This is a genomic window from Marilutibacter aestuarii (assembly GCF_006546775.1).
Taxonomy (GTDB): Bacteria; Pseudomonadota; Gammaproteobacteria; order Xanthomonadales; family Xanthomonadaceae; genus Marilutibacter; species Marilutibacter aestuarii.
Genome location: NZ_VICE01000149.1, coordinates 1 through 21693, shown reverse-complemented (window position 1 = coordinate 21693; position 21693 = coordinate 1). Strand labels below are relative to the sequence as shown.

General features: G+C 66.5%; 17 protein-coding genes and 1 pseudogene. 9 read left to right on the top strand and 9 right to left on the bottom strand.

What is annotated here, in order from left to right:
• Positions 1 to 84: 84 nt before the first annotated feature.
• The 4 genes from FKV25_RS15515 to FKV25_RS15500 all read right to left on the bottom strand — a co-directional run bounded on the left by FKV25_RS15515 (position 85) and on the right by FKV25_RS15500 (position 3952).
• Complete coding sequence (locus FKV25_RS15515; protein WP_425462644.1) at positions 85 to 603, bottom strand: JAB domain-containing protein; 519 nt, start codon at positions 601 to 603, stop codon at positions 85 to 87.
• A gap of 129 nt (positions 604 to 732) precedes the next feature.
• Complete coding sequence (locus FKV25_RS15510) at positions 733 to 1626, bottom strand: recombination directionality factor (protein WP_141519693.1); 894 nt, start codon at positions 1624 to 1626, stop codon at positions 733 to 735.
• Between the two features lie 2 nt (positions 1627 to 1628).
• Complete coding sequence (locus FKV25_RS15505) at positions 1629 to 2603, bottom strand: YqaJ viral recombinase family nuclease (RefSeq protein ID WP_141519692.1); 975 nt, start codon at positions 2601 to 2603, stop codon at positions 1629 to 1631.
• Positions 2604 to 2995: 392 nt separating this feature from the next.
• A complete protein-coding gene (locus tag FKV25_RS15500; protein ID WP_141519691.1) occupies positions 2996 to 3952 on the bottom strand; it encodes a DUF932 domain-containing protein in 957 nt (318 codons plus the stop codon).
• Positions 3953 to 4399: 447 nt separating this feature from the next.
• On the opposite strand from FKV25_RS15500, the gene FKV25_RS15495 reads away from it, so the two are divergent.
• Together FKV25_RS15495 and FKV25_RS15490 are read left to right on the top strand one after the other, a co-directional pair.
• A complete protein-coding gene (locus tag FKV25_RS15495) occupies positions 4400 to 5410 on the top strand; it encodes an AAA family ATPase (protein WP_141519690.1) in 1011 nt (336 codons plus the stop codon).
• Between the two features lie 50 nt (positions 5411 to 5460).
• Positions 5461 to 7998, top strand: coding sequence for a S8 family peptidase (locus FKV25_RS15490; protein ID WP_141519689.1), 2538 nt, complete (start codon positions 5461 to 5463; stop codon positions 7996 to 7998).
• A 68-nt stretch (positions 7999 to 8066) separates the two neighbouring features.
• On the opposite strand, the gene FKV25_RS15485 is transcribed toward FKV25_RS15490, so the two are convergent.
• A complete protein-coding gene (locus FKV25_RS15485) occupies positions 8067 to 9266 on the bottom strand; it encodes a tyrosine-type recombinase/integrase (protein ID WP_141519688.1) in 1200 nt (399 codons plus the stop codon).
• A gap of 561 nt (positions 9267 to 9827) precedes the next feature.
• Positions 9828 to 10357, bottom strand: a pseudogene (locus FKV25_RS15480) (glycoside hydrolase domain-containing protein).
• A gap of 57 nt (positions 10358 to 10414) precedes the next feature.
• Here FKV25_RS15480 and FKV25_RS15475 point away from each other — a divergent pair.
• Positions 10415 to 11476 carry a L,D-transpeptidase gene (locus FKV25_RS15475; RefSeq protein WP_211345465.1) on the top strand — a complete coding sequence of 354 codons (1062 nt, stop codon included), beginning with the start codon at positions 10415 to 10417 and terminating at the stop codon, positions 11474 to 11476.
• 200 nt (positions 11477 to 11676) lie between these two features.
• A complete protein-coding gene (locus FKV25_RS15470) occupies positions 11677 to 12423 on the top strand; it encodes a murein L,D-transpeptidase catalytic domain family protein (RefSeq protein ID WP_141519686.1) in 747 nt (248 codons plus the stop codon).
• Positions 12424 to 13240: 817 nt separating this feature from the next.
• On the opposite strand, the gene rpoD is transcribed toward FKV25_RS15470, so the two are convergent.
• Both rpoD and dtd read right to left on the bottom strand, forming a co-directional pair.
• Positions 13241 to 15121: an RNA polymerase sigma factor RpoD gene (gene rpoD, locus FKV25_RS15465; protein ID WP_141519685.1), complete on the bottom strand. Its 1881-nt coding sequence runs from the start codon at positions 15119 to 15121 to the stop codon at positions 13241 to 13243.
• Positions 15122 to 15194: 73 nt separating this feature from the next.
• Positions 15195 to 15635, bottom strand: a complete 441-nt coding sequence (gene dtd, locus FKV25_RS15460; protein WP_141519684.1) for a D-aminoacyl-tRNA deacylase — start codon at positions 15633 to 15635, stop codon at positions 15195 to 15197.
• Between the two features lie 106 nt (positions 15636 to 15741).
• Here dtd and FKV25_RS15455 point away from each other — a divergent pair, with 106 nt between their 5' ends.
• The 4 genes from FKV25_RS15455 (at position 15742) to FKV25_RS15440 (ending at position 20229) form a co-directional block, all read left to right on the top strand.
• Entirely contained in the window at positions 15742 to 16668 is a 927-nt protein-coding gene (locus FKV25_RS15455) for a lauroyl acyltransferase (protein WP_141519683.1), read from the top strand.
• A 72-nt stretch (positions 16669 to 16740) separates the two neighbouring features.
• Complete coding sequence (locus FKV25_RS15450) at positions 16741 to 18183, top strand: hypothetical protein (protein WP_141519682.1); 1443 nt, start codon at positions 16741 to 16743, stop codon at positions 18181 to 18183.
• Positions 18180 to 18692 (top strand): PH domain-containing protein, encoded by a 513-nt coding sequence (locus FKV25_RS15445; RefSeq protein ID WP_141519681.1) that lies wholly within the window; start codon positions 18180 to 18182, stop codon positions 18690 to 18692. Before FKV25_RS15450 ends, FKV25_RS15445 begins: the two co-directional genes overlap by 4 nt.
• 88 nt (positions 18693 to 18780) lie before the next feature.
• Positions 18781 to 20229, top strand: coding sequence for a PH domain-containing protein (locus FKV25_RS15440; RefSeq protein WP_246072126.1), 1449 nt, complete (start codon positions 18781 to 18783; stop codon positions 20227 to 20229).
• A 34-nt stretch (positions 20230 to 20263) separates the two neighbouring features.
• Here FKV25_RS15440 and FKV25_RS15435 read toward each other — a convergent pair whose 3' ends face one another.
• Positions 20264 to 21253, bottom strand: coding sequence for a glycosyltransferase family protein (locus FKV25_RS15435; protein WP_141519679.1), 990 nt, complete (start codon positions 21251 to 21253; stop codon positions 20264 to 20266).
• A gap of 101 nt (positions 21254 to 21354) precedes the next feature.
• Between FKV25_RS15435 and FKV25_RS15430 the strand changes: the two genes are divergently transcribed.
• Positions 21355 to 21693: hypothetical protein (locus FKV25_RS15430; RefSeq protein ID WP_211345464.1), on the top strand; the 339-nt coding region annotated here is incomplete at its 3' end.

The window sequence follows — 21693 nt, the reverse complement described above, 5'->3', positions numbered from 1 at the left end:
TGATTAAGAGGCAAAAAAGGAGGCGGGGCACGGGGGCCGGGGGCGCAATGCGCCCCCGGCCCGGCGGTACTCCTACCTGCTCCCCTACAGCCCCCCTCGTTCGGCCAGTGCCGCTGTCTTCAGCCCGCCCACGATGATGTGATCTATCAATCGGACATCCACGAGCGCGAGAGCCTGCTCGAGCCGGGTGGTAACGGCTCGGTCCGCTGCAGAAGGATCGACCGCGCCCGACGGGTGGTTGTGCGCGATGAGGACTGCGGCTGCATTGCACCGAAGCGCGTGCCGCACAACCTCCCTCGGGTGCACCTCTGCGCCATCAATCGATCCATGAAACAGTTCCACGTACTCGATCAGCCTGTGGCGGGTGTCGAGGAACGCGGCCGCGAACGCCTCGCGATGGAGCCCTCCCAGCTTGTCGCGGAAGAAGCTCTTGGCAGTGCCAGGGTCTGAAAAGCACGTACCGCGCCTCATCCGCTGCCCAACGACGGCCCTCGCCGCCTCCAAGATCTCGTCGCTGCTTGCCGCCTTGTAGGAGCGGGACTTGCTCCGTACGTAGAGCGGTGCAGCTACTGCGCTTGTGATCTCCATCTTCTCCTCACCCATCAACGTGCACCTGCGGCTTCGCTTTACTGACGGCGTGGACCCTCTTCAGGAACCCGCCCAGGCCGTACAACGCGAAGCCGTACACGACCACGCTGCCGATTGCTTTCATGAGCATTGGGCTGTGCCCTCCTAGTGGTTGTTGTTCGCGGTGGCGACCTTCTGTGCCAGCCGGTCGTTCAAGGTGATCGCCGTCGCGGTGGCCGGCTCTGCCGCTGCGGTGTCGTCACCAGCGGGATAGAACTCCTCCACCACGCTGGAGACGTCCTCGTCCAGGTCCTCGAACGCGCCGTTCGCAAAGCCCCGTCGTGCAGCCTCGTCGAGCGCCTGTTGGTCAAAGCCAGCTTCCTTGCGTACCCGTTCCACCTCACGCGCGTGGGTGATGGCCTCTTCCAGGGTCATCCCCGACCGGACCACCAGGTCCACGTAGTAGATCGCCGACCGAAAGCTCATCGTGGTGGACTTGCCCCGCAGCTTGAGTTCCAACGGCATGCACGCCAGCAGCCCACCCGACACCGCGCTGAAGTACTCCAGCCTCGCGGCCAGGGTGCGGATGGTGTTGTAGGACGTGGTGCGCAGCACGAAGCTGCCCAATTCGTCCTCGTCTCCGATGCCAACGTTCAGACGGGCGTACGCCTTGCAGTCGCCCCCTGCATACGCGCAGCTGTCGGGCCCCGGACATGGCAGCTGTGAGATCTCCCCCTTGTCCAGGCGCCGGCAGCTCTCGCCATTGCCTACACACATCGGCCGTCCGGTGGCCCGATCGAACAACGAGTAGTCCGCTCGCAGGTTCAGATTCGGGTCGTTGAACAGCAGCCGTACCGGGATCGATCGCAGCTTGCCCCCCGCATCCTTGCGCAACGCTTCGTCCAACGGATGGAGCACCCACCCTGCCCGGTTCTGTACTTGGCTGGTCAGGGTGAACTGGTCGTCCTTCTCGGGCAGGCGCTTGCCGTTGCGTTCAACCACACGCCCGATCGAGATCCGCCCCACCACGGGCGGGGTAATCACCAAGCCCTTCAACATGCTCACTCTCCTTCTTTGTGGGAGACGACCCGGAACCGGCGGCTGCCGGGGCGTTCGACCGTGTACTGCGCCACGAGCTCGGGGTGCTCCTGCGCCAGCCGCTTGGCATCGACGCTGGTGCTGTCCTTGGAGCGACGGAAGGTGATCTCCCCGCCGAGGAAGAGCGCGCGGGACGCGTCGCCCATCGCCTCCTGCAGACGCTGACGAAGGCACTCCGCTTGCTTGTCCTTCTCGGCGATCTCATCGCGCAACGCGACCAGGGACTGGAAGTCGCTGCATAGCTGGCGGTCTTCGGTGAGATCGATCGTCGTGTCCGTGCCGGGATACAGGTTGCGCAACGCCCTAGCTGCTGACTCGCTGCCGTCTGCAGACGGCGGCACGTCCTGCGTCACGTGCTCCCAGAACCGTGCTTCCAGCACGATCAACCGTCCGATCAAGTCCTCATCACGCTCGATCCGGTGGAGCTCAAGCTTTTGGCCACACAGCAACACGGCCACATCGGCGGCCTGCTTGCCCGTCACGGCCAACTGGTGTTGGACCTGGAGCTGGACGTACTCGGGCACCCCGTCGCGCCACAGGCGAGATCCGAACTCCCCTGCCGTCTTGCACTCCAGGATCTGGACGTCCTTGCTGCCCACCACCTCGCGGTCGATGTTGGCGAGCATGTAGCTGTAGGTGGGGTGTTGCAGGACGGCGTTGAGGCGACGGACCTTGTGGCCGGTGCGCTCTGTATAGGCGGTCGCCACGTACGGCTCCAGCAAGGTGCCCCAGTACATCGGCGAGTCCTGACCCGGCTCCTCCTGCCGGACAGTTCGCCCGGTCTTCTCCATCCACAGCTCCAACTGGCTCTTGTACGGACACAGGCCAACTGCGGCGGCAGCATCCGAGCTGCCGATTCCCTTCTTGCGAACCTCCAGCCACTGTTGGCGCGGGAGCGAACGCGTATCGACCAGGCGCAATGCCGGTGATCTGCTCATTACGAATCCTCCAATGAAGAAGGCCCGGCACTCCTTGCGGAGGCCGGGCCTGACGTACGGGTTGATTGTTAGGCCGGTTACGCAGGTACCGGATCTACGGCCGCTGCGATCCTGTCCAGGATGGACCGGGCGTCCTTCGCGTCCCCGCCATGGAGCAGGTGCTTGCCCATCCGAAAGCCGACGGGCTCGGCGACCTCGTAGCACCAGACACCCGGGAAGGTGTGGCTACACCGCTTCCATGCCTCATCGAGCAGACCTGTGCTCGATGCACGCCTGCACGTAGGCCAGCTCGCCGCCGAAGGCCCCTACTCCATGGGACGGGCGGCTCGAAGACAACGCCTGCTTCGCGCCCAAAGCGATGTACGCGATATCGAGTGGATCCACGTCCATGCTCAGGCAACCATCTTCAGGGCTTCATCCCACGCCCGCTGCTTGATCTGGGCACCGACCCCGAACCACGCGGCGTCCCTGCGATGGTCATCGCTGCGCGCACGTCGATGATGGTCCACGTACTCCGTCACGCTGCTCAGGACGCCCCAGGCAGTGCCGCGAGCGGACTTCATGTCCGCACCCTTGCCAGCACCGTCATAGAGCGCTCGCGCCACCTTGTACGCCTGCTCGTTCACCACAACGCCGGTTCCATCCGGCGTCGGGTAGGTGAGGACGCGACGCAGGAGCCCATCCACCGAGTCCGGGTCGACGGGACACTCCACCAGCGCCTTCATGCGGGCAACGAACGGATCCCACGTGGACACCGTGATTCCCAGTTGCCGCTTGACCACGTCGGGGTTGAACTGACTGCGATGCGGAACCTTGACGGCACCTGCGTTGCTCCCCAGCGCGATCGCCAGGGTGTTGTTGCAGACCACACGAACCGACGTGAACTGCGCGGTCGTCGCCAGGGTGCCGTCGCACGCGGTCGCCAGCAGCAGGTAGCCCTCGACCCGATCCCGGCCCTTGAGCATCGTGCTCTGGCCTGTCTTGGCGAGCGCCCAGAACTTGCGCCCCTGCCGCAGCACGCCCGCCGTCTCCAGCTCGAACCCGCCGACCTCGGTCAGGTCCCGATAGAACTCCAGGATCTCCCCGGGCTGGACCACTTTGAAGCGCTTGCCGACCACCGACAGGGGAGCCTTGGTGTCGGAGCGGTACAGGACCTTCTGGTCTGGGAAGGCGTTGACGACGCAGATGCCGTTCTCACCGGTGATGTAGCGGACTTCGGCTTCTCGGATGTCCCAGTCCATCCGAGCGCTCTTCTTCCAGTCGTCGATGGACTGATTCGACGGAAGCCGATTGCCCAGCCCGTGCCAGGGAGTCGCCCCGGTGTAGGCCATTGACTCAACAAGATGCATGTTCAATTCCTCAGACGCCATAAAGCACAAGGCCCGGGACGACCCGGGCCTTGTGCGGTGGCATTGGTTAATAGGTTCAGAGGGGCCTGGTCGTGCAGCCCGCACATTTTGCGAGGCTCACCAACAGTGCTGCGGTGACCACGAGAACACAGGTCACGATGTCGTTCTTTGGAGGGATCATGTTTCAGCCGTTCAGAGGCGCTACGATGCGGAGCGCCCTCCCGCGAGGCGGGCCCTCAGCCAGCCTCACAAGAGTAATATGTATTTGAAACTCATTTGCTTTGAATACTTTCGGAACCAGTGCCATTTCAAGACAACACAGGGCACGATTTGTGCACCGGCTCGTGCTAACCTAAAGCGCTTGCTGGACATGCTCGACCGCACATCTGGCGCAGACCACGATGTGCATGTTCACGCGTCTGGCAGCTGTAACGCGAGGAGCCTCCTATGTCCACAAAGCAGCTGATTGCGCTCCTCAACTCGCACATTGAGCGCGACGAGGAGCAATTCTTGTCAATTGCTCTTCAAGTTGCAGCCCAAGAGGCTAGGCAAGGCCGCCTTGAGGAGGCCAATAAGCTCAAGCGTCTGGTGCAGCGCGCCCGGGACCAGCAACGGAACGAACGACAGCCAAGCGGACAGACACCGATCCCCCTCGCCCGTCCGCGTGGAGAGCTACAGGGTCTCGTCGAGAGCACCTATCCGAAGGTCACTCTAGAGAGCATGGTCCTATCGGAAGACGTGCATCAGCGGCTTGCTCGCGTCGTGCGTCAGCAGCGAGAACGCGCACGACTACGAGAGCACGGTCATCGCCCGACGACGCACATCTTGCTGGTTGGACCTCCCGGCACCGGCAAGACGATGACAGCGTCTGCGTTAGCGGGTGAGCTCCATCTTCCGCTCTTCACCGTTCGGCTTGAAGCACTGTTTAGCCGATTTCTTGGAGAGACGGCTGCGAAGTTGCGACTCCTATTCGATCAGATCGCACAAACTCGTGGTGTCTACTTACTCGATGAGTTCGACGCGATAGGCGCACGCCGTGGCGATCCTAACGACGTAGGTGAGATTCGACGCATCCTCAATTCAGTCTTGGCCTTCATGGAAGAGCCGAACTCAACCGACAGCTTGGTACTAGCCGCAACCAATCACGTTGAAATTCTTGATGAGGCACTAGCGCGGCGATTCGACGAAGTAATTGAATATCAGGTGCCGGATGCGTTGGCCGCTCGAGCCATTCTTGAACGGCGCCTTGGTAAGTTGAAGCCCGGCCCAAAGGTGTTGGCTGGAATTGAGCCTGCTTCGTGTGGGCTAAGCCAAGGTGAACTAGTGCGTGCCGCAGACGCGGTGGTTAAGGATGCGATCCTTGAGGGCTCGTCCAAGGTATCGGGGAGTGCGCTCATGCACGCCCTAAGGAACCGTCACACGCTGAAGGGAAAGTTTCGCCGCTCTACGATTGATTAGGCCACCGCCGGGGAAAGCGGTGTTTAGAACATGCGTAGCAATGGGGTAGCATGACAGAGTCTAATGAGTACGGAGCGCGCGATAAGCCGCACCTAACCATTAACGCGTTTCGTGAATCCGCAAGGTATGGGTTTCCTTCACGCGCCCAATCGAGGAGACCGCTGCGCGAAAACTACGCCGCACATGCGGAGGGGCTCATCAGTCAGCTCACCGCCGCGCTGGATGAAGTACCCACAGGCGAGGCGGACACACGACTTCCGGTTCCGGACCTGAAGCTCGGGAGGATAGTTGAGGTTACAACGCGCCCGCCAGATGAAGGCTCGTTTGTAAATGCCGTCAAGGTGCCGACCACGCTTGACTTTGCCTCACAGGACATACGAACCCTGCGAACTCAACGTCTTGACAGGATCGAGAGCGCTCTCCTTTTCATTCCTGACGACGCACGTGCGTTTCTACGCGACCGGCTCGGCGCCTACGGCCGCGCGCCGCACAACACACGGCGACCTGACATCGAGCGCTTTGAAGTGCTCGAGACAATCAGCGCTGCTAGGGCAGAGTCGATTTTTGTCGGCGACGTCGACTTAGGATCTGCAACTGCGGCCTGGTGGGAGTTGTGGGTTCCTGGAGATTCACGGCGCTCGGAGTACGTATCGAATCTTGCCCGCTCATTGAATCTCGACGTTCATTCCGACCGACTGGTGTTTCCAGACACTGTTGTGGTTTTCGTGCATACGCACGCCCGCGCTTTGGCGGAGTTCACCGCCCGTCTGCCGGGTGCAATCGCCGAGGTCCGGCGCGCAACAGGGACGATCCAGCCATTCCTTGACCGCGACGGCACCGGTGTTACTTCTTCGGATTGGGTTGACGAATTGGCCACTCGGGTTGTCCGGCCTATTGAAACAGCCGGCGTGGTATGCACTCTTGATACGGGGGTCGCCGCCGCACATCCACTCCTTTCCTTCGGCCTGGAAGGCGCGTGGGCGTATGACGAGGCTTGGGGAGCCGATGATCACTACCCTGACGGCGGGCACGGAACCGCCTTGGCTGGTCTGATTCTCTACGGTGACCTCGAGCCTTACATGAACAGCACGGGCCCCGTAGAACTCACTCATGCGGTGGAGTCGATGAAGTTGCTGCCGCCGAACGGCTTTCCTGCAACGGAACCGCCTAGCTACGGGGTCGTAACGCAAGGTGCAGTAGCTCAGGTAGAAGTCGCGCGTCCCGGGGTCGCTCGCGCCTTTTGTCTTGCAACCACTACAACAGACTTCCCGTCGGACCGACCTTCTACTTGGAGTGGCGCTCTGGACCAGATAGCTTCTGGCTCAACGGCCGGAGATGCAGCAGACAATAGCCATGCTTCCCGTACGCCCAAGCGGTTGCTCATGGTGGCCACCGGAAACGTCTCTGGAGGGATGTTAGACGACGTCGTGCAGCCCAAGCCGCTCGAAGATCCTTCGCAGAGTTGGAACGCACTGACCATTGGCGGCTTTACTCGCAAGGAGCAGATGCCCGCACCACCTCCGATATATACGCCCGTGGTCAAGGCCAATAATCGTAGCCCGTTCAGCCGCGGCTCGCGGTCTTTACCTTACGACCTCACTCCAATCAAACCCGAGGTCTTGTTTGAAGCCGGTAACATGGCAGCGGATTCCAGTAACTTCTGCGGTTGGCACGAAGCAATATCGCTGCTTGCAACCGGTTCAGAGGTAACGACCGAGCCACTGGTGCCATTCTGGGCAACTAGTGCAGCCGTGGGCGTAGCCGGAAACTTTATGGGGCGGCTACAAGCCGCGCTGCCAGACCTATGGCCGGAGACCCACCGCGCGCTAACAGTCGATGCTGCAAGATGGCCCAAGCCGATCCGCGATCAGTTAATTGGGCGGGGGGATCATTGGAGAGGCTCATCCAAACGGCAGCGGCAGATGCTATTGCGCGAAGTTGGCTATGGGGTACCGGAGTTCGAGCGCGCGGCTCTTTCTGCAAGTAATGACCTAACTCTCGTTGCAGAAGCGGAGATCCAACCGTTTGCCATGGGCGCCGATGATCGGTCAGGCGTGTTCAACGAGATGCACTTTTATGATCTTCCCTGGCCGCGCGAAGCGCTTGAGCAGCTTGAGAACCAAGTTGTCACGATGAAAGTGACCCTATCTTATTTCGTCGAACCTAACCTGTCTGGAAAGGCCGCAACGCGCCCGGAGACCTACCGCTCGTTTGGACTGCGGTTCGCGATGAAGAAGCGTAACGAGACGGCGGCGGCCTTCCGCGCTCGCGTCAACGCTGCCCAAGAGCGCGGCACGTCCCCCGCTGAACGCGAACAGGATTACTGGCTCTTGGGTTCCAAGGCCGTACAAGCCGGCTCACTCCACTGTGACCTATGGCGGGGTCACGCGATCGACCTCGCGGGACACGATTTGATCGCTGTTTATCCTGTCGGGGGCTGGTGGAAGTCACATACCGGTCAGCGGCGCGTTACAGATATCGGACGCTACGCACTGGTGATATCGATTTCAGCACCAGGGACTACAGTTGATATGTATACCGAAGTTGCGTCGCTTGTGGACGCTGCGACCGTTGAAACTACTGTGTAAGAGGGGCTTGCCGCGATGGACGCGCTTTCGCGAACAGATCCGGTACCTTCCGATGTCGCCCACAGCACTTAGATCGAACGCTTCCGATCGACGGACGTGAGTCTCAGTTGCTCAAGGTAGTCGGCCCACGATTGCATCATTTTTTTTCGCTCTTCGAGATGCGTGGTCCGGTTGTAGGCTCGGCCTAGCGGGTCACGAACCGCGTGCGCCAGCTGATGCTCGATGAAATCGGGCCGGAACCCAAGCACTTCATCCAAGAGTGTCCGCGCCATTGCGCGAAACCCATGCGCCGTGATCATCGTCCCATCAAACCCAAGGCTCCTAAGGGCCGCGTTGATTGTGTTCTCGCTAATTGGCTTCGAGATAGTCCTCACGCTGGGGAAGACGAACTGGCTGTTCCTGGAGTAAGGCTTGACCTCTTCAAGCAACTCGATCACTTGACTGGCTAACGGCACCACGTGTGAAGTCTTTGTCTTGCTCGTGACATAGCGCCACTCCGCGGAGCAGAGGTCGATATCAACCCAACGAGCTGCCCGAAGCTCGCCTGGCCTGACAAACAGCAATGCGGAGAGCTTGAGCGCAACGGCCACGATCGGAGAGCCTTGGTAGCAGTAGATCGCTCTGAGCAACTTCGCAACCTCGTCTGGATCCGTGATGCTCGCGAAATGCTTCGTCGTCGTGGGCGCCAGAGCGCCTGCGAGGCTCACCGTCGGATCGTTCTCTGCCCGGCCAGTGGCAATGGCATAGCGAAAAACCATGCCCGCTGCAGCGCGGGCACGATGCGCCGTCTCGACCGCCCCCCGGCCCTCAACCTTGCGAAGGGCCTTCAGCAGCATCGGCGCGGTGATGCTCCGGATCGGAAGAGCGGCAATGCTTCCCAGATCGCGCTCCAGCATCCTGCGTTCGCGTACAACAGATCCAGGGCTGAGCTTCTGCGAACGCTGGGCGGTGAGCTCCTTGGCTATTGCGCCAAACGTGTTGCCGGCCTCTTCCTCTTGGGCGGCTCGATCTATCCTCGCCACTAACGACGGATCCATGCCCTTCTTGAGCTGGGCGCGAGCCTTTTCCCTTTCAGCCCGCGCTTCAGCCAACGAGACCGCCGGATAGGCCCCGATGGTCAGCATGTTGGCCTTGCCGGCGTACCGGTATCGGTAGCGCCAGATCCGGGATCCTGAGGGCCTGACCTCGACGCACAGCCCATTCGCATCAGCGAGGCGGTAGACCTTCTCCTTGGGCTTCAGTGCGCGCAGCTTGGTGTCTGTCAGCATTCCTGTGAGTAACCGATACGTGAGTAAGCGTGGGCGACTCAGCTATCTTACTCACGTCGTTACTCACGATCCACTCGGATTCCGTTGGCCCCCTTTGGACGACCCTGCACGGGCACGCCCCGTAAACACTAGGATTTCAAGGGGCTTCAGGACAGATTTGGACTTCGTCGGATCAGTAGATGGTGGGCCCACCAGGATTCGAACCTGGAACCAAGGGATTCGCGTGGTCCGGGGGTTTCCCCTCGGCGCGGACTATCTCTTCACCCTTCGTCGTGCGTCGTTGACGTTCGACGGATGGGGCGCGGGACGCTCGAGCCTGTGATCAAGGGCACTGGAGCCCCCAGGTAGTCTCTGCACCTTCCGGCGGTGTACCGCCGGCTTGGCTCAGGGTTGCCACCGGCCGCGTCGTGCGCGCCGCTGAGGTTTCCCTGAATTCATCCCGTTCCCGTCCGCGCATTCCTGCGCGGCGGCACCTTTCGATGAGTCCCCTGCTCTAACCGTTGAGCTATAGGCCCTTGGCGGGGAGTTTACTCAATCCCGCCTCGCAGCGGTCACTCCGGTTTAGGGGGCGGCCACATGGGCGACCGCCCCGCACGCGCATTCACCGCGACATCGAGTACGGCCGCTGGTCGGGGGCGGTGGCCCAGTCCTTGTTGGGGGCGGCCTGCATGCGAAGCGCAGTTCGCCGCCGGCCATGATCTCTTCGTCGCGGAGGTAGGCGCGGTCCAGCGGTTTGCCGTCCAGGGTGACGCGGCCGACGTAGGGGTGTGCGTCCGACAGGGCTTCGGCGACGTTGCGGAAGCGCTTGCCGTTGGGCAGGTTGAGGGTGGCCTCGGGCAGGAAGGGCGGCCGATGACGTATTCGTTGCTGCCCGGGGCGACGGGGTAGAAACCCAGCGCGGTGAACAGGTACCAGGCCGACATCTGGCCGAGGTCGTCGTTGCCGGCGAGGCCGTCGGGGGTGGGCGTGTACCGGGTCGACATGATCCGGCCCAGGCGTGCCTGGGTGCGCCAGGGCTGGCCGGCATAGGCGTAGAGGCAGGCGAGTTGGTGGCTGGGTTCATTGCCGTGCGCATGACGCTCTCCACGCACGCGGCCTGTCCGGATATGGCAAAGTCAGTCGCGACGAAGCCGACCCTGGACACCCGAATGCTACGCAACATTGCCCTCGCCCTGTTGCTCTCCTCTTCGGCAGGCGCTGTCGAAGCATCCACCCCGTTCTGGGGCGACAAGGAATCCCAGGCCCGCACGATCCCGGCCTCCGCGCTCCAGCCCGGCCAGTTCGTCTGGTCGCCGGAGCTGGCGCCCGCCGGGCCGATCGTGGTGGTCGTCAGCCTCAACGAGCAGCTGGCCTACGCGTACCGCAACGGCGTGCTGATCGGTTACACCACGATCAGCACCGGCAAGAAGGGCCACCAGACCCCGACCGGCGTGTTCACCACGCTGCAGAAGGACAAGGACCACCGGTCCTCGATCTACAACAACGCGGCGATGCCCTATACCCAGCGCCTGACCTGGGGTGGCGTGGCGCTGCACGCCGGCGGCCTGCCGGGGTATCCCTCCTCGCACGGCTGCGTGCACCTGCCCTCGGTGTTCGCCGAGAAGCTGTTCGAGGTCAGCCCGCTGGGCATGACCGTGGTGGTCGCCGACGAGTCGAGCGCGCCCTACGAGGTCAGCCACCCCGGCGCGCTGGCGCCGGTGCACCCGGTTTCCGGCGAGCAGGTCGAGATCCCGCGCCTGTACACCGGCGAGGTCTACCGCTGGCAGCCCGAGCTGGCGACCGAGGGTCCCATCTCGATCCTGCTCAGCACCGCCGACCGCCGCGTCCTGGTCTATCGCAACGGCGTGGAGATCGGGCGCACGCGCATGGTCTTCCGCGATGCGCACCGCCCGCTGGGCTCGCATGTCTATACCGTGGTCGGCACGCAGCAGCCCGATGCCGAGGGGCGCATGCCGGAAGGCTACGAACCCGACTGGACCGCGGTCAGCGTGCCCGGGCTGGAGAGCGAGGCCGGCAACAAGATGAAGCCCGAGGAGGTGGCCCGCGTGGTCCTGCCGCCGGCCTTCGTCGCCGCCGCCACGCCCTACCTCGCGCCCGGCACGACCCTGATGGTCACCGATGCGCCCATCCTGCCCTCCACCACCGGGGTGGCGATGACCGTGGTCGACAACGCGCCGCCGCACGACAGTTCGACCGAGGACGGCGAGTAGCGCGGATGCCGGGTTTGCTGAACGCAGACCGGTTGTGAAGGCGTCCTCCGGGGCATTCCGGGCCGATATTCAGGCCTGGTCCCGGGCTGTGCAGGTAATGTGAAGGACTTGACGCGCCGTCCGGCCCGGTCCCGCTCGGCGGGCGAACCAGGGGCGGCGCACGGCCCCCGGGCCGTCCGCCCCCTCACAGGAATCCGCCGATGACGCGATCGACGCCCCGTTGCCTGCCCTTGCTGGGCCTGCTGGCCCTGGCCCCCGCGGCCTTCGCCCAGCCGCCCGCCGAGGCCAGCCTCTCCGCCGCACTCACCCGTGCCGCCCCCGACGCCGACCCGGGCATGCTGACCCTGGCCGCCCGCTCGCTCGAGTGCGCCCAGCGCCTGCACCCCGAGCAGGCGCGGCCCGAGCGGCTGGCGGTGATCGACTACTCGCTACCGTCCACCGAACCCCGCATGTGGGTCTTCGACCTGGCCGCGCGCCGCCTGATGCTGGTCGACTATGTCGCCCACGGCCAGGGCTCGGGCGACAACCGCACCACCGCATTCTCGAACCGGCCCGGCAGCCACCAGAGCAGCATCGGCATGTTCCGCACCAGCGAGACCTATGTCGGCAAGAACGGGTATTCGCTGCGGTTGGACGGCCTGGAGCCGGGCTTCAACGACCGCGCCCGCGAACGCGCCATCGTCATGCACGGCGCACCCTACGTCAGCCAGGGCACGATCCGGCAGATGGGCCGGCTCGGCCGCAGCTGGGGCTGCCCGGCCGTGCGACCGGACATCGCCCGCACCCTGATCGACGACATCAAGGGTGGCCAATACCTGTTCGCCTATTACCCCGATCCGAAGTGGCTGCACGCCTCGCACCTCTTCAGTTGCCCGGCGACGGACGCCCCCACCCAGCCGGTGGCCCATGCCGGCGGCGGCAACGCAACGGCGCGCAGCTCCCGATAGCGCCCTCGGCCGCCGCGCCGCCACAGAACCGCAGGATGGGTAGAACCGAAGGTGAAACCCATCAACGTCGCCCGTTCGATGCGCGGAAGATGGGTTTCGCTGCGCTTTACCCATCCTACGAGTGGCGACGCACCACGCCCGTCATCCCAGCGAACGCTGGGGTGAGGCAAGGCTGCTTGCGCGGCAGTGCCGCGCTGTCATGCCGAACGCCCAGCGCGCTGCGCTGGGCCGGGGAGCGAAGGACCGTAGCCTGCGACCCATCCATTCGTGCGATCAAGAACGCTTGGACGCCGGCGGCCGTCTGACTGGTGAAACAAGAGCTGGATCCCAGCGTTCGCTGGGATGACGGCTTTCGGGGACTCGCACGAGACGGCGGCCGTCGGGGTGACCGAAGGATCATGCGACAGAACCGTAGGATGGGTAGAACCGATGGTTCCGGGGGCGCGACGTAGAACCGTCGGATGGGTAGAACCGAAGGTGAAACCCATCGTCGTCGCCCGGCCCAACCCGCGAACGATGGGTTTCGCTGCGCTCTACCCATCCTACGAAGGTGGCGGCAGCTTGTTCCGGGGACGCGACGCAGAACCGCAGGATGGGTAGAACCGAAAGTGAAACCCATCACCGACGTCCGTTCCACCGGCGCACGATGGGTTTCGCTGCGCTCTACCCATCCTACGGGCCTTCGAGGGTGGCGGCCTCTTGTTCCGGGAACGCGACGGAGCCGTCGCGGGCTCCACGATGACACGCGTCCAGGCCCCCAAAAAGCAGAAGCCCCGCGCTTGGCGGGGCTTCCGTGCGACCGGCGTGGGTCGCGGGGTCAGTCGATGTCGAGGAAGCTGCGCAGCTGCTCGGAGCGGCTGGGGTGGCGCAGCTTTCGCAGCGCCTTGGCCTCTATCTGGCGGATGCGCTCGCGGGTGACATCGAACTGCTTGCCGACCTCCTCGAGGGTGTGGTCGGTGTTCATGTCGATGCCGAAGCGCATGCGCAGCACCTTGGCTTCCCTCGGGGTCAGCCCGGCGAGCACGTCGCGGACGGTTTCCGACAGGTTGATGTTGGTGGTCGCGTCGATCGGGGACTCCGCGTTGGTGTCCTCGATGAAATCGCCCAGGTGGCTGTCCTCGTCGTCGCCGATCGGGGTCTCCATGGAGATCGGCTCCTTGGCGATCTTCATGACCTTGCGGACCTTGTCCTCGGGCATCTCCATTTCCTTGGCCAGCTCCTCCGGGGTGGCCTCGCGGCCGTACTGCTGGAGCATCTGGCGGGAAATGCGGTTGAGCTTGTTGATCGTCTCGATCATGTGCACCGGGATGCGGATGGTGCGCGCCTGGTCGGCGATCGAGCGGGTGATCGCCTGGCGGATCCACCAGGTGGCATAGGTCGAGAACTTGAAGCCGCGGCGGTGCTCGAACTTGTCGACCGCCTTCATCAGGCCGATGTTGCCCTCCTGGATCAGGTCCAGGAACTGCAGGCCGCGGTTGGTGTACTTCTTGGCGATGGAGATCACCAGGCGCAGGTTGGCCTCGACCATTTCTTTCTTGGCCTTGCGGGCCTTGGCTTCGCCGTAGGCCATCGCGCGGCTGATCTCCTTGAGATCGGCCAGGCTCAGGCGCATGCGCTTCTCCAGGTCCAGGGTGGCCTGCTGTTCGGCGACGATCTGGTCCTTGACGTCACGCAGGCCCGACGACCACTTCTGCTTGCGCTTGATCAGCTCGTCGACCCAGTCCAGGTTGGTCTGGTTGCCGTCCCAGGAACGGATGAAGTCCTTGCGCGGCATGCGGGCCTGGCGCGTGGCCAGCTCGAGGATGCGGCGCTCGTGCTTCTTCACTTCCATCACGACGTCGCGCAGGTTGCGCACTAGCACGTCGGTCAGCGGCAGCGGCAGCTTGAGGGTGATGAAGGTCGCGGCCATGTCCTCGCGCGCGGCGACCACGCTCTTGTGCGCGGGGCCGTGCTTGGCGTAGGCCTTCTCGAACTTGGCATAGGCCTCGGCGATCGCGCCCAGGCGCGTGTCGACCTCGACCGGGTCCGGACCGGTCGGCGCGTCCTCGCTGGAGTCGCCGCCGTCCTCGTCGTCCTCGTCGGCCTCGGTGTCCTCGTCGGCTTCCTCGGCGCTGGTGTCCTCGATCTCCTCGCCGTTGCGCAGCGCTTCTTCCTGCTGCTGCTCCTCGAGCAAGGCATCGTTGAAGCCGACCACGATCTCGGCCAGGCGCTTCTTGCCCTCCTTGTGCTCGGCGTAGTCGGCCAGCAGGGCGTCGATCGTCGCCGGGAACAGGCCCAGCGAGGCCTGCACCTGGGACAGGCCGTCCTCGATGCGCTTGGCGATGGCGATCTCGCCCTCGCGGGTCAGCAGCTCGACCGTGCCCATCTCGCGCATGTACATGCGCACCGGGTCGGTGGTGCGGCCACCCTCGGTGTCGAGGCCGGTCAGCGCGGCGGCGGCTTCCTCGGCCGCGGTGTCGTCGACATCGCGGTTGCTGCCTTCGCCGGTGATGAGCAGGGTTTCGGCATCCGGTGCGACTTCGTGCACCTCGATGCCCATGCCGTTGATCATGCCGATGATGTCTTCGATCTGCTCCGGATCGACGATGTCGTCGGGCAGGTGATCGTTGACTTCGGCATAGGTCAGGTAGCCCTGCTCAAGGCCTTTGCTGATCAGCTGCTTGATGTCGGATTGGGGGGCCTGACGTTCGTTGGCCATAGGGCTCGCCACCGCTGGAATTTGGGAAGGAGTGAACGCTCCAGTATACCAGCCCGGGGGCCGTTTTGCCGGCTCAGGCCTTCAACAGGAACGTGACCGGGCCGTCGTTGACCAGGCTGACACTCATATGGGCACCAAAGCGGCCGGTTTCCACCCCCTTGGGGTGTTTTTCTCGACAAATCGCGACCAGATCACTGAACAGGGGTTCAGCCAGGGCCGGCGCGGCGGCGGTCGAGAAGCCCGGACGCAGTCCGCTGCGGGTGTCCGCGGCCAGGGTGAACTGGCTCACCAGCAGCAGGCCGCCGCCGGCCTGGGCCAGGCCCAGGTTCATCCGCCCGTCGGCATCGGCGAAGACGCGGTAGTTCAGCAGGCGGTCGGCCATCTTCGCGACCTGCGCGGGCCCGTCTCCGGGTTCCACCCCGACCAGGGCGAGCAGGCCCGGCCCGATCGCGCCCACGGTCTCGCCGTCGACTTCGACCCGGGCCTGGCTGACGCGCTGGATGAGGGCAAGCATGCGGGATGGGGAATGGGGCGTCTGGGATGGGGAAGAGCGTAACGGCGGATGCGGGGATGGCAAGCACCCGCGCCGGGCGGGCGGCCGCGCCGGCTACACTCCGGCCATGACCGAACTGCTCGCCCGCCTGCTGTTCTTCTGCGCCGCCGCGCTGGGCCGCCTGCCCTGGCCTTGGCTGATGGCGCTCGGCGACGGCCTGGCGGCCCTGTGGCGGCGACTGGACGCGCGCGAGAGCCGCGTCGCCCGGCGCAACCTGGAGCTGGCCTACCCGGGCCTGCTCGCCGGCGAACGCGCGCAGTGGCATCGCGCGATCCTGCGCACCACCGCGCGCCAGGCGCTCGAGACGTTGCGCCTGTGGACCCGCCCCCACCAGGACAACCTGCAACTGATCCGCGAGCAGCACGGCACCGCCCTGCTCGACGCCGCGATCGCCAGCGGGCGCGGCGTCATCGTCGCCGCGCCGCACCACGGCAACTGGGAGCTGCTCAACCAGTGGCTGGCCGCGCGCACGCCACTGGCGATCCTCTACCGGCCGCCCGAGTCGGCCGTGGGCGAGGCCTTCCTCAACCGCGTGCGTGCCGCCAGCGGCGCCTCGGCCGACCGTGTCACCCAGATCCGCGCCGAGGGCCCGGCGGTCCGCCAGCTGTTCAAGCGCCTGGGCGCCGGCGGCGTGGTCGGCATCCTGCCCGACCAGCAGCCCAAGGCCGGCGATGGCGAGTTCGCGCCCTTCTTCGGCGTGGAGGCCTTCACCATGACCCTGGTCGGCCGCCTCGCCCAGCGCACCGGCGCGACCGTGCTGTTCGCCTGGTGCGAGCGCATCGACACCCATGCCGGCGCGCCGGGCTTCGCCCTGCACGTGGAAGCCGCGCCGGCGGCGATCGCCGACCCCGACCCGAAGGTCGCGGTGGCCGCGCTCAACCAGGCCGTGGAACACATCGCGCGGCGCGACCCGGCCCAATACCAGTGGACGTACAAACGCTATACCCTCAGGCCCGAGGGCTCGGGCGAGTGCAATCCGTATGCCGCGTCCTGACACCGGGTCCGGCGCCGCACGCGGGCCGGCGAAGCCACACTGACCGGCGGAAACAAGGGGGAACGAAGGGACATGGCATATCGATGGACACTGGGCGTCATGCTGGCGCTCGCCTGGGGCAACGCCCCGGCCAAGGACGACCTGGACGCGATGAACGCGGTGAGCCAGGCATGGGATGCCTACGTGGCCGCCAGCAGCGCCGACGACCCGGACGCGGCGCGGTGGCTCGCGCCGTCGAGCATCGCCGAATATGCGTTCGTGCGCGACGCGGCCCTCTACGCGTCCGCCCACCAGGTGAAGCGCCTGCCGCTGACCAAGCGCATCGAGGTCTACCTGTTCCGCGCGCGCTACGCGCCCGCGGCGCTGGACGCCATGGACGGGGAAGCGGTGGCCCGCGCGTGCATCGAGGCCGGCGTCTGCGGCATTGCCGCGCGCGAAGAAGGCCAGCCCCCGCTGGCGCTGGCCCACGTCACCCTGGTCACGCCCGACCTTGCGATCGGCGAGTTGGCGCCGCCCAGCGGCAACTATCACTTCGGCCCCGAGCTGGTGCGGATCGATGGCGCATGGAAGGTCCGCGACGAGAGCCTGGTGCTCAACGACTCGGCGATGGCCAACCAGGCCGTGCGCAGCAACGGACTGGAGGAGGACGACGTCGTGGCGGCGTTTCTCGCCGACATGCTGGACACCGACACGCCCCCCAGCCTGGCCCTGCTCGACCAGCCCCTGCGTGACGACCGTGCGGCGCGCACGCGCCTGAACGAACGCTGGCCGGACTACGACGCGCACATGAAGACCCGGATCGGGGCGCTGGAGCGCAAGGCCGAATCCGGCGAAGACCTGGCGATGATGGTGCTGGGCGCGATCATATACAGCGGGAGGTTCCCCGAGCTGGCGCCCCAGGACACCGCGCGCGGCATGCAGCTGATGGAAGAGGCCAGTGCCGCGGGCAACGTCCGCGCCTCGAGCCTGCTGGTGGAGGCCCTCACCGGTGACGCCGCGCCCAAGCCCGGCGAAGTGCCGACCGAACACTACCTGCGCAGGCTCGCCCGCCATGCCCGGCTGGCCGCCAATGCCGGCGATGCGGAAGCGATGTCGGTGACCGGCAACCTCATCTTCAACGGCGCCGCGGGGCAGGCGCGCGATTGCGTGGAAGCGGAGTCGTGGCTGGCGCGGGCCGAGGACGCCGGGCTGGAATATGCGCGCAACGAGCGCGTGTGGTTCCTGGCGGCCTGCCCGATTCCCGCGCAACGCGATCCCGCGCGCGCGATGGCCCTGGCCCAGCACCTGGTGGAGAACGCGGACGCGCTTTCCCCCTTCGAGCTGGACACCGTGGCGGCGACCTTCGCCGCCAATGGCGAGTTCCAGGCGGCCGCCGACTTCCAGGCACGCGCCGTCGCGGGGATGCCCGACGATGCCGGCGCCGACCTGGAGGAGATGCGCGCGCGAGAGGCCCTGTATGCGCGTGGCAAGGACTTCGTGCAGGACTACAGCGTCTATGAGCGGGCCGCCCGATGAACGACGCCGTTCCCGCTTCCGAGGTCGCCTGGCAGGCCCTGCCCGAGCGCAGCCGTGCACTGTTCCTATTGGCCGGCGGCCTGCCGATGCTGGTGCTCGGCACCGCGGCCGGCGCGGGGCTGGGCCTGGTCCTGGGCACGGTGTTCGAGGACACCGACCGGGCCCTGCTGGTGGCGATCGGCGCGGTCGCGCTGGCGCTGCTGGCCGGCGGGCTGGGCACCTGGCTGGGCGCCAAGCAGTACAGCCACACGCGCTGGCTGCTCGATGCGCACGGGCTGGCCGTCCGCCGCGGGCGCCTGTGGCACCGCGAGACGCGCGTGCCCCTGACCCGGGTGCAGCACCTGGACGTCAAGCGCGGGCCGCTGCAGCGTCGCCGCGACCTGGCCACCCTCGTCGTGCACACCGCGGGCACCGCCAACAGCGCGGTCGCCGTGCCCAACCTGGATGCCGGCGACGCCGAGCACCTGCGCGAGCAGCTTGGCCGACAGATCGATCGCGATGACGACTGAGCCGCCCCCGCTGCCCGACGCGACGCGGGCGCCGGACGGCCCGCCCGCCGGCGTTTCCGCCGAAGACGCGGACCACCGCCTGCACCCGATGTCCTGGCTGTTCGTGCTGGTGCAGCAAGTCAAGTCCTTCATCATCCCGCTGCTGGTGGTGCTGGTCGCCGGCCGCCGTGGCGACAACATGTACGAACTGTGGGGCCTGGTCGGCGTCGGCGCCCTGGTGCTGGTGTCGCTTTGGCAATACTTCACCTACCGCTATGGCGTGCTCGGCGATGCGCTGGTGATCCGCAGCGGGCTGCTCGAGCGCAGCCTGCGGGTCATCCCGTTCGCGCGCATCCACAATGTCGCCCTGCAGCAGAACCTCCTGCACCGGGTGTTCGGGGTGGCCGAGGTGCGGCTGGAGTCGGCCGGCGGCCAGAAGCCCGAGGCCGAGATGCGCGTGCTCAAGCTGGACAAGGCGCTGGCGCTGGAGGCACTGGTGCGTCGCCGCGCCCACGCCGGCGACGCGCCTGCCGACGGCGCGGTCCGCGACGAGGCCGAGCCGCTGCTGTATCTGCCGACCGGCGAAGTGGTGCGCCTGGGCCTGATCTCCAACCGGGGCATGGTGGTGGTCGCGGCATCGGTGGCGGCGCTGTTCCAGTTCGGCGGCGGCGACATCGTCGAGGACTACGCCGAGCAGGGCGTCAGGCAAGCGGTCGGCTGGGCCGGCGACCACAGCTACGGCACCAGCGAATACGCGATCGGTGCGATCGCATTGCTGCTGGTGCTGCTGGCCCTGGTCCGCCTGCTCTCGGTGGTGCTCGCCCTGCTCCAGTTCCACGGCTTCACGCTGACCGGCCACGGCCGCCGCCTGACCGTCGAGCGCGGCCTGCTCGGGCGCTGGCGCACCAGCGCCTCGCGCCGCCGCATCCAGGCCTGGACGCTGACCGAGACCGTGCTGCACCGCCTGTTCCGGCGCCGCAGCCTGGACGTGGACATCGCGGTGTCGCAGCACGCGCAGCAGCAGCGCGCGCTTCGCGAGCTCGCGCCGGTCGCGACGCCCGCGGCCTGCGACGACCTGGTCGACCGCCTGCTGCCGCACGCGGCGTGGACCGGCCTGGACTGGCAACCGCTGCCCAAGGCGGTCTGGTGGCGGATCTTCCTGCCGGGGGCGCTGGTCACCGGTGCGATCACCGCGCTGCTGTACCTGCGCTTCGGCGCGCCCGGCCTGTGGCTGCTGCTGTGGCTGCCGTGGTCGGCGTTCAAGGCGCGCAAGCATGCCCGCTGCATGGCCTTCGCGCTGGGCGACGAGCTGGTCGCCGTGCGCGAGGGCTGGTGGTCGCGCCACTGGCGCTTCGCCGAGATCGACAAACTGCAGGCGCTGCGCCTGGGCCGCTCGCCGCTGGATCGCTGGCTGGGCAGCACCACGCTGTTCCTCGACACCGCGGGGGCGAACGCGCTGGGGCCGCCGCTGCGCATCCGTTTCCTGCCCGACACCCAGGCCCGCGCACTCTACGACCGCCTCGCCGAAAGCCTGTCGCGACGTCCATTGCGCTGGTGACGGCGACGCCGCGCCCCGGGCGCGCGCGCCGGCGTCAGCCCTTGCCCTGCACCATCCGGCGCAGGCGCGCGCCGAGGTCGCGGCACTGCCTTCGCCAGGCCGCGGTCGGATGCGCCTGCTGCTCGCGCGCCCGCGGCAGCAGCACCTCGTCGATGAGCCGACGCCACCGCGCGACCGTCGCCTCGTTGGAGAAGGCCTCGCCGCGCCGCCGGCCGTTGTCGGCCATGGCGGCGTACAGCGCGGGGTCCGCGAGCAGGCGGTCGATCGCCGCCATCGCCGCGGCCGGCCCGTCGACCTCGATGAAGTCCAGCGGTCCCTCGCGCAGCTCGCGGTACCCCGACTCCGGGCCCAGCAGGGCGGGCACGCCGGCCAGCCAGGCGTTGAAGAGCTTCCAGGCCGGCTTGTTGCGCACCAGCCGGGCGCCGCTGGGCCGCGCCGCCAGCATCAGGTCCACCGTGGCCAGGTCCTGGTACGCGGGCGGCACGTCGCCGTCCGGCGCGTGGCTTCGCATGTGCAGGCCACGGGCGGCGAGGAAGTCCTGCCAGGCCCCGTCGCGGAAGCCCGGGTGCAGGTTCTGGGGCGTGCCCGGGTACAGGATCGTGCGCGGCCGGTCGCCACGGCCGGGGTCGCGCACGACCAGGCCCGGTTGCGGCCAGTGCGGCACGTGGAAGGCATGGCGGCCATCGGCCGACGAGGCGTTCTGCACCACTTCCACGTCGGCGAAACCGACCGGGTGGCGATCGCTGCGCACCGATACCAGCAGGGCGCGGCTGCCGGCGCGGCGGCAGGCGTCCCATGCCCGACGCTTGTCGCCGGCGTAGAAGAGGACCGGCCCCTCGGCGGGCATGCGGTTGTCGAGCGCGACGTCGGCGCCCGCATCGCGCAGGCGCAGGTAGCTCAGGACGATCCAGTAGTGCTCTCCCAGCACCAGCCGGTGCGGTTCGCGGTCGGGATCGAGCGCCCGCCAGCGCGCGATCTCCGCGTCGTCGACCGCCAGGTAGAACGTGGTGCGCATGGGGGGCATGGGGCGTGTCTCTTCCAGTCGGCGTGCGGGGCGGGCACCATGGCGTCCACGGCGCCTTCGGCGCGATGCACGCCCGACATCTTATCGATGCCCACGACGCCATGACGCGAATCCTGTTCGTCCCGGTCTCCGGCGGCGCCGGCAGTGGCGAGGTGCAACGCTGTCGATTGCTCGCCGATGCGCTGGTGGCTGCCCGGCCCGGCATCGAGCCGCACTTCTTGCTGGCCGTGGGCAGTGCGCCGCTGCCCTGGCCGACGACAGGACTCACGGCTTCGCCGACGCGCGCGGTCACCGAGGTGGTCGCGGCGATCGCGACGCTGCGACCGGCGGTGGTGGTCTTCGACGGCAACACGCGCGTGGCCGCGCTCGACGCCGCGCGCCGCGTCGGGGCCCGCGTCGTGCTGGTCAGCTCCCGACCCAGCGCCGCCGACCGCGGCTTC

Excerpts from the sequence above, each read along its gene's own strand:
- FKV25_RS15515 (WP_425462644.1), bottom strand. The coding sequence starts at position 603 with ATGGGTGAGGAGAAGATGGAGATCACAAGCGCAGTAGCTGCACCGCTC.
- dtd (WP_141519684.1), bottom strand. The coding sequence starts at position 15,635 with ATGCTTGCCCTCATCCAGCGCGTCAGCCAGGCCCGGGTCGAAGTCGAC.
- FKV25_RS15500 (WP_141519691.1), bottom strand. The coding sequence starts at position 3,952 with ATGCATCTTGTTGAGTCAATGGCCTACACCGGGGCGACTCCCTGGCAC.
- FKV25_RS15470 (WP_141519686.1), top strand. The coding sequence starts at position 11,677 with ATGACGCGATCGACGCCCCGTTGCCTGCCCTTGCTGGGCCTGCTGGCC.
- FKV25_RS15475 (WP_211345465.1), top strand. The coding sequence starts at position 10,415 with ATGCTACGCAACATTGCCCTCGCCCTGTTGCTCTCCTCTTCGGCAGGC.
- FKV25_RS15510 (WP_141519693.1), bottom strand. The coding sequence starts at position 1,626 with ATGTTGAAGGGCTTGGTGATTACCCCGCCCGTGGTGGGGCGGATCTCG.
- FKV25_RS15445 (WP_141519681.1), top strand. The coding sequence starts at position 18,180 with ATGAACGACGCCGTTCCCGCTTCCGAGGTCGCCTGGCAGGCCCTGCCC.
- FKV25_RS15505 (WP_141519692.1), bottom strand. The coding sequence starts at position 2,603 with ATGAGCAGATCACCGGCATTGCGCCTGGTCGATACGCGTTCGCTCCCG.
- rpoD (WP_141519685.1), bottom strand. The coding sequence starts at position 15,121 with ATGGCCAACGAACGTCAGGCCCCCCAATCCGACATCAAGCAGCTGATC.
- FKV25_RS15450 (WP_141519682.1), top strand. The coding sequence starts at position 16,741 with ATGGCATATCGATGGACACTGGGCGTCATGCTGGCGCTCGCCTGGGGC.
- FKV25_RS15485 (WP_141519688.1), bottom strand. The coding sequence starts at position 9,266 with ATGCTGACAGACACCAAGCTGCGCGCACTGAAGCCCAAGGAGAAGGTC.
- FKV25_RS15440 (WP_246072126.1), top strand. The coding sequence starts at position 18,781 with ATGTCCTGGCTGTTCGTGCTGGTGCAGCAAGTCAAGTCCTTCATCATC.
- FKV25_RS15490 (WP_141519689.1), top strand. The coding sequence starts at position 5,461 with ATGACAGAGTCTAATGAGTACGGAGCGCGCGATAAGCCGCACCTAACC.
- FKV25_RS15455 (WP_141519683.1), top strand. The coding sequence starts at position 15,742 with ATGACCGAACTGCTCGCCCGCCTGCTGTTCTTCTGCGCCGCCGCGCTG.
- FKV25_RS15435 (WP_141519679.1), bottom strand. The coding sequence starts at position 21,253 with ATGCCCCCCATGCGCACCACGTTCTACCTGGCGGTCGACGACGCGGAG.
- FKV25_RS15495 (WP_141519690.1), top strand. The coding sequence starts at position 4,400 with ATGTCCACAAAGCAGCTGATTGCGCTCCTCAACTCGCACATTGAGCGC.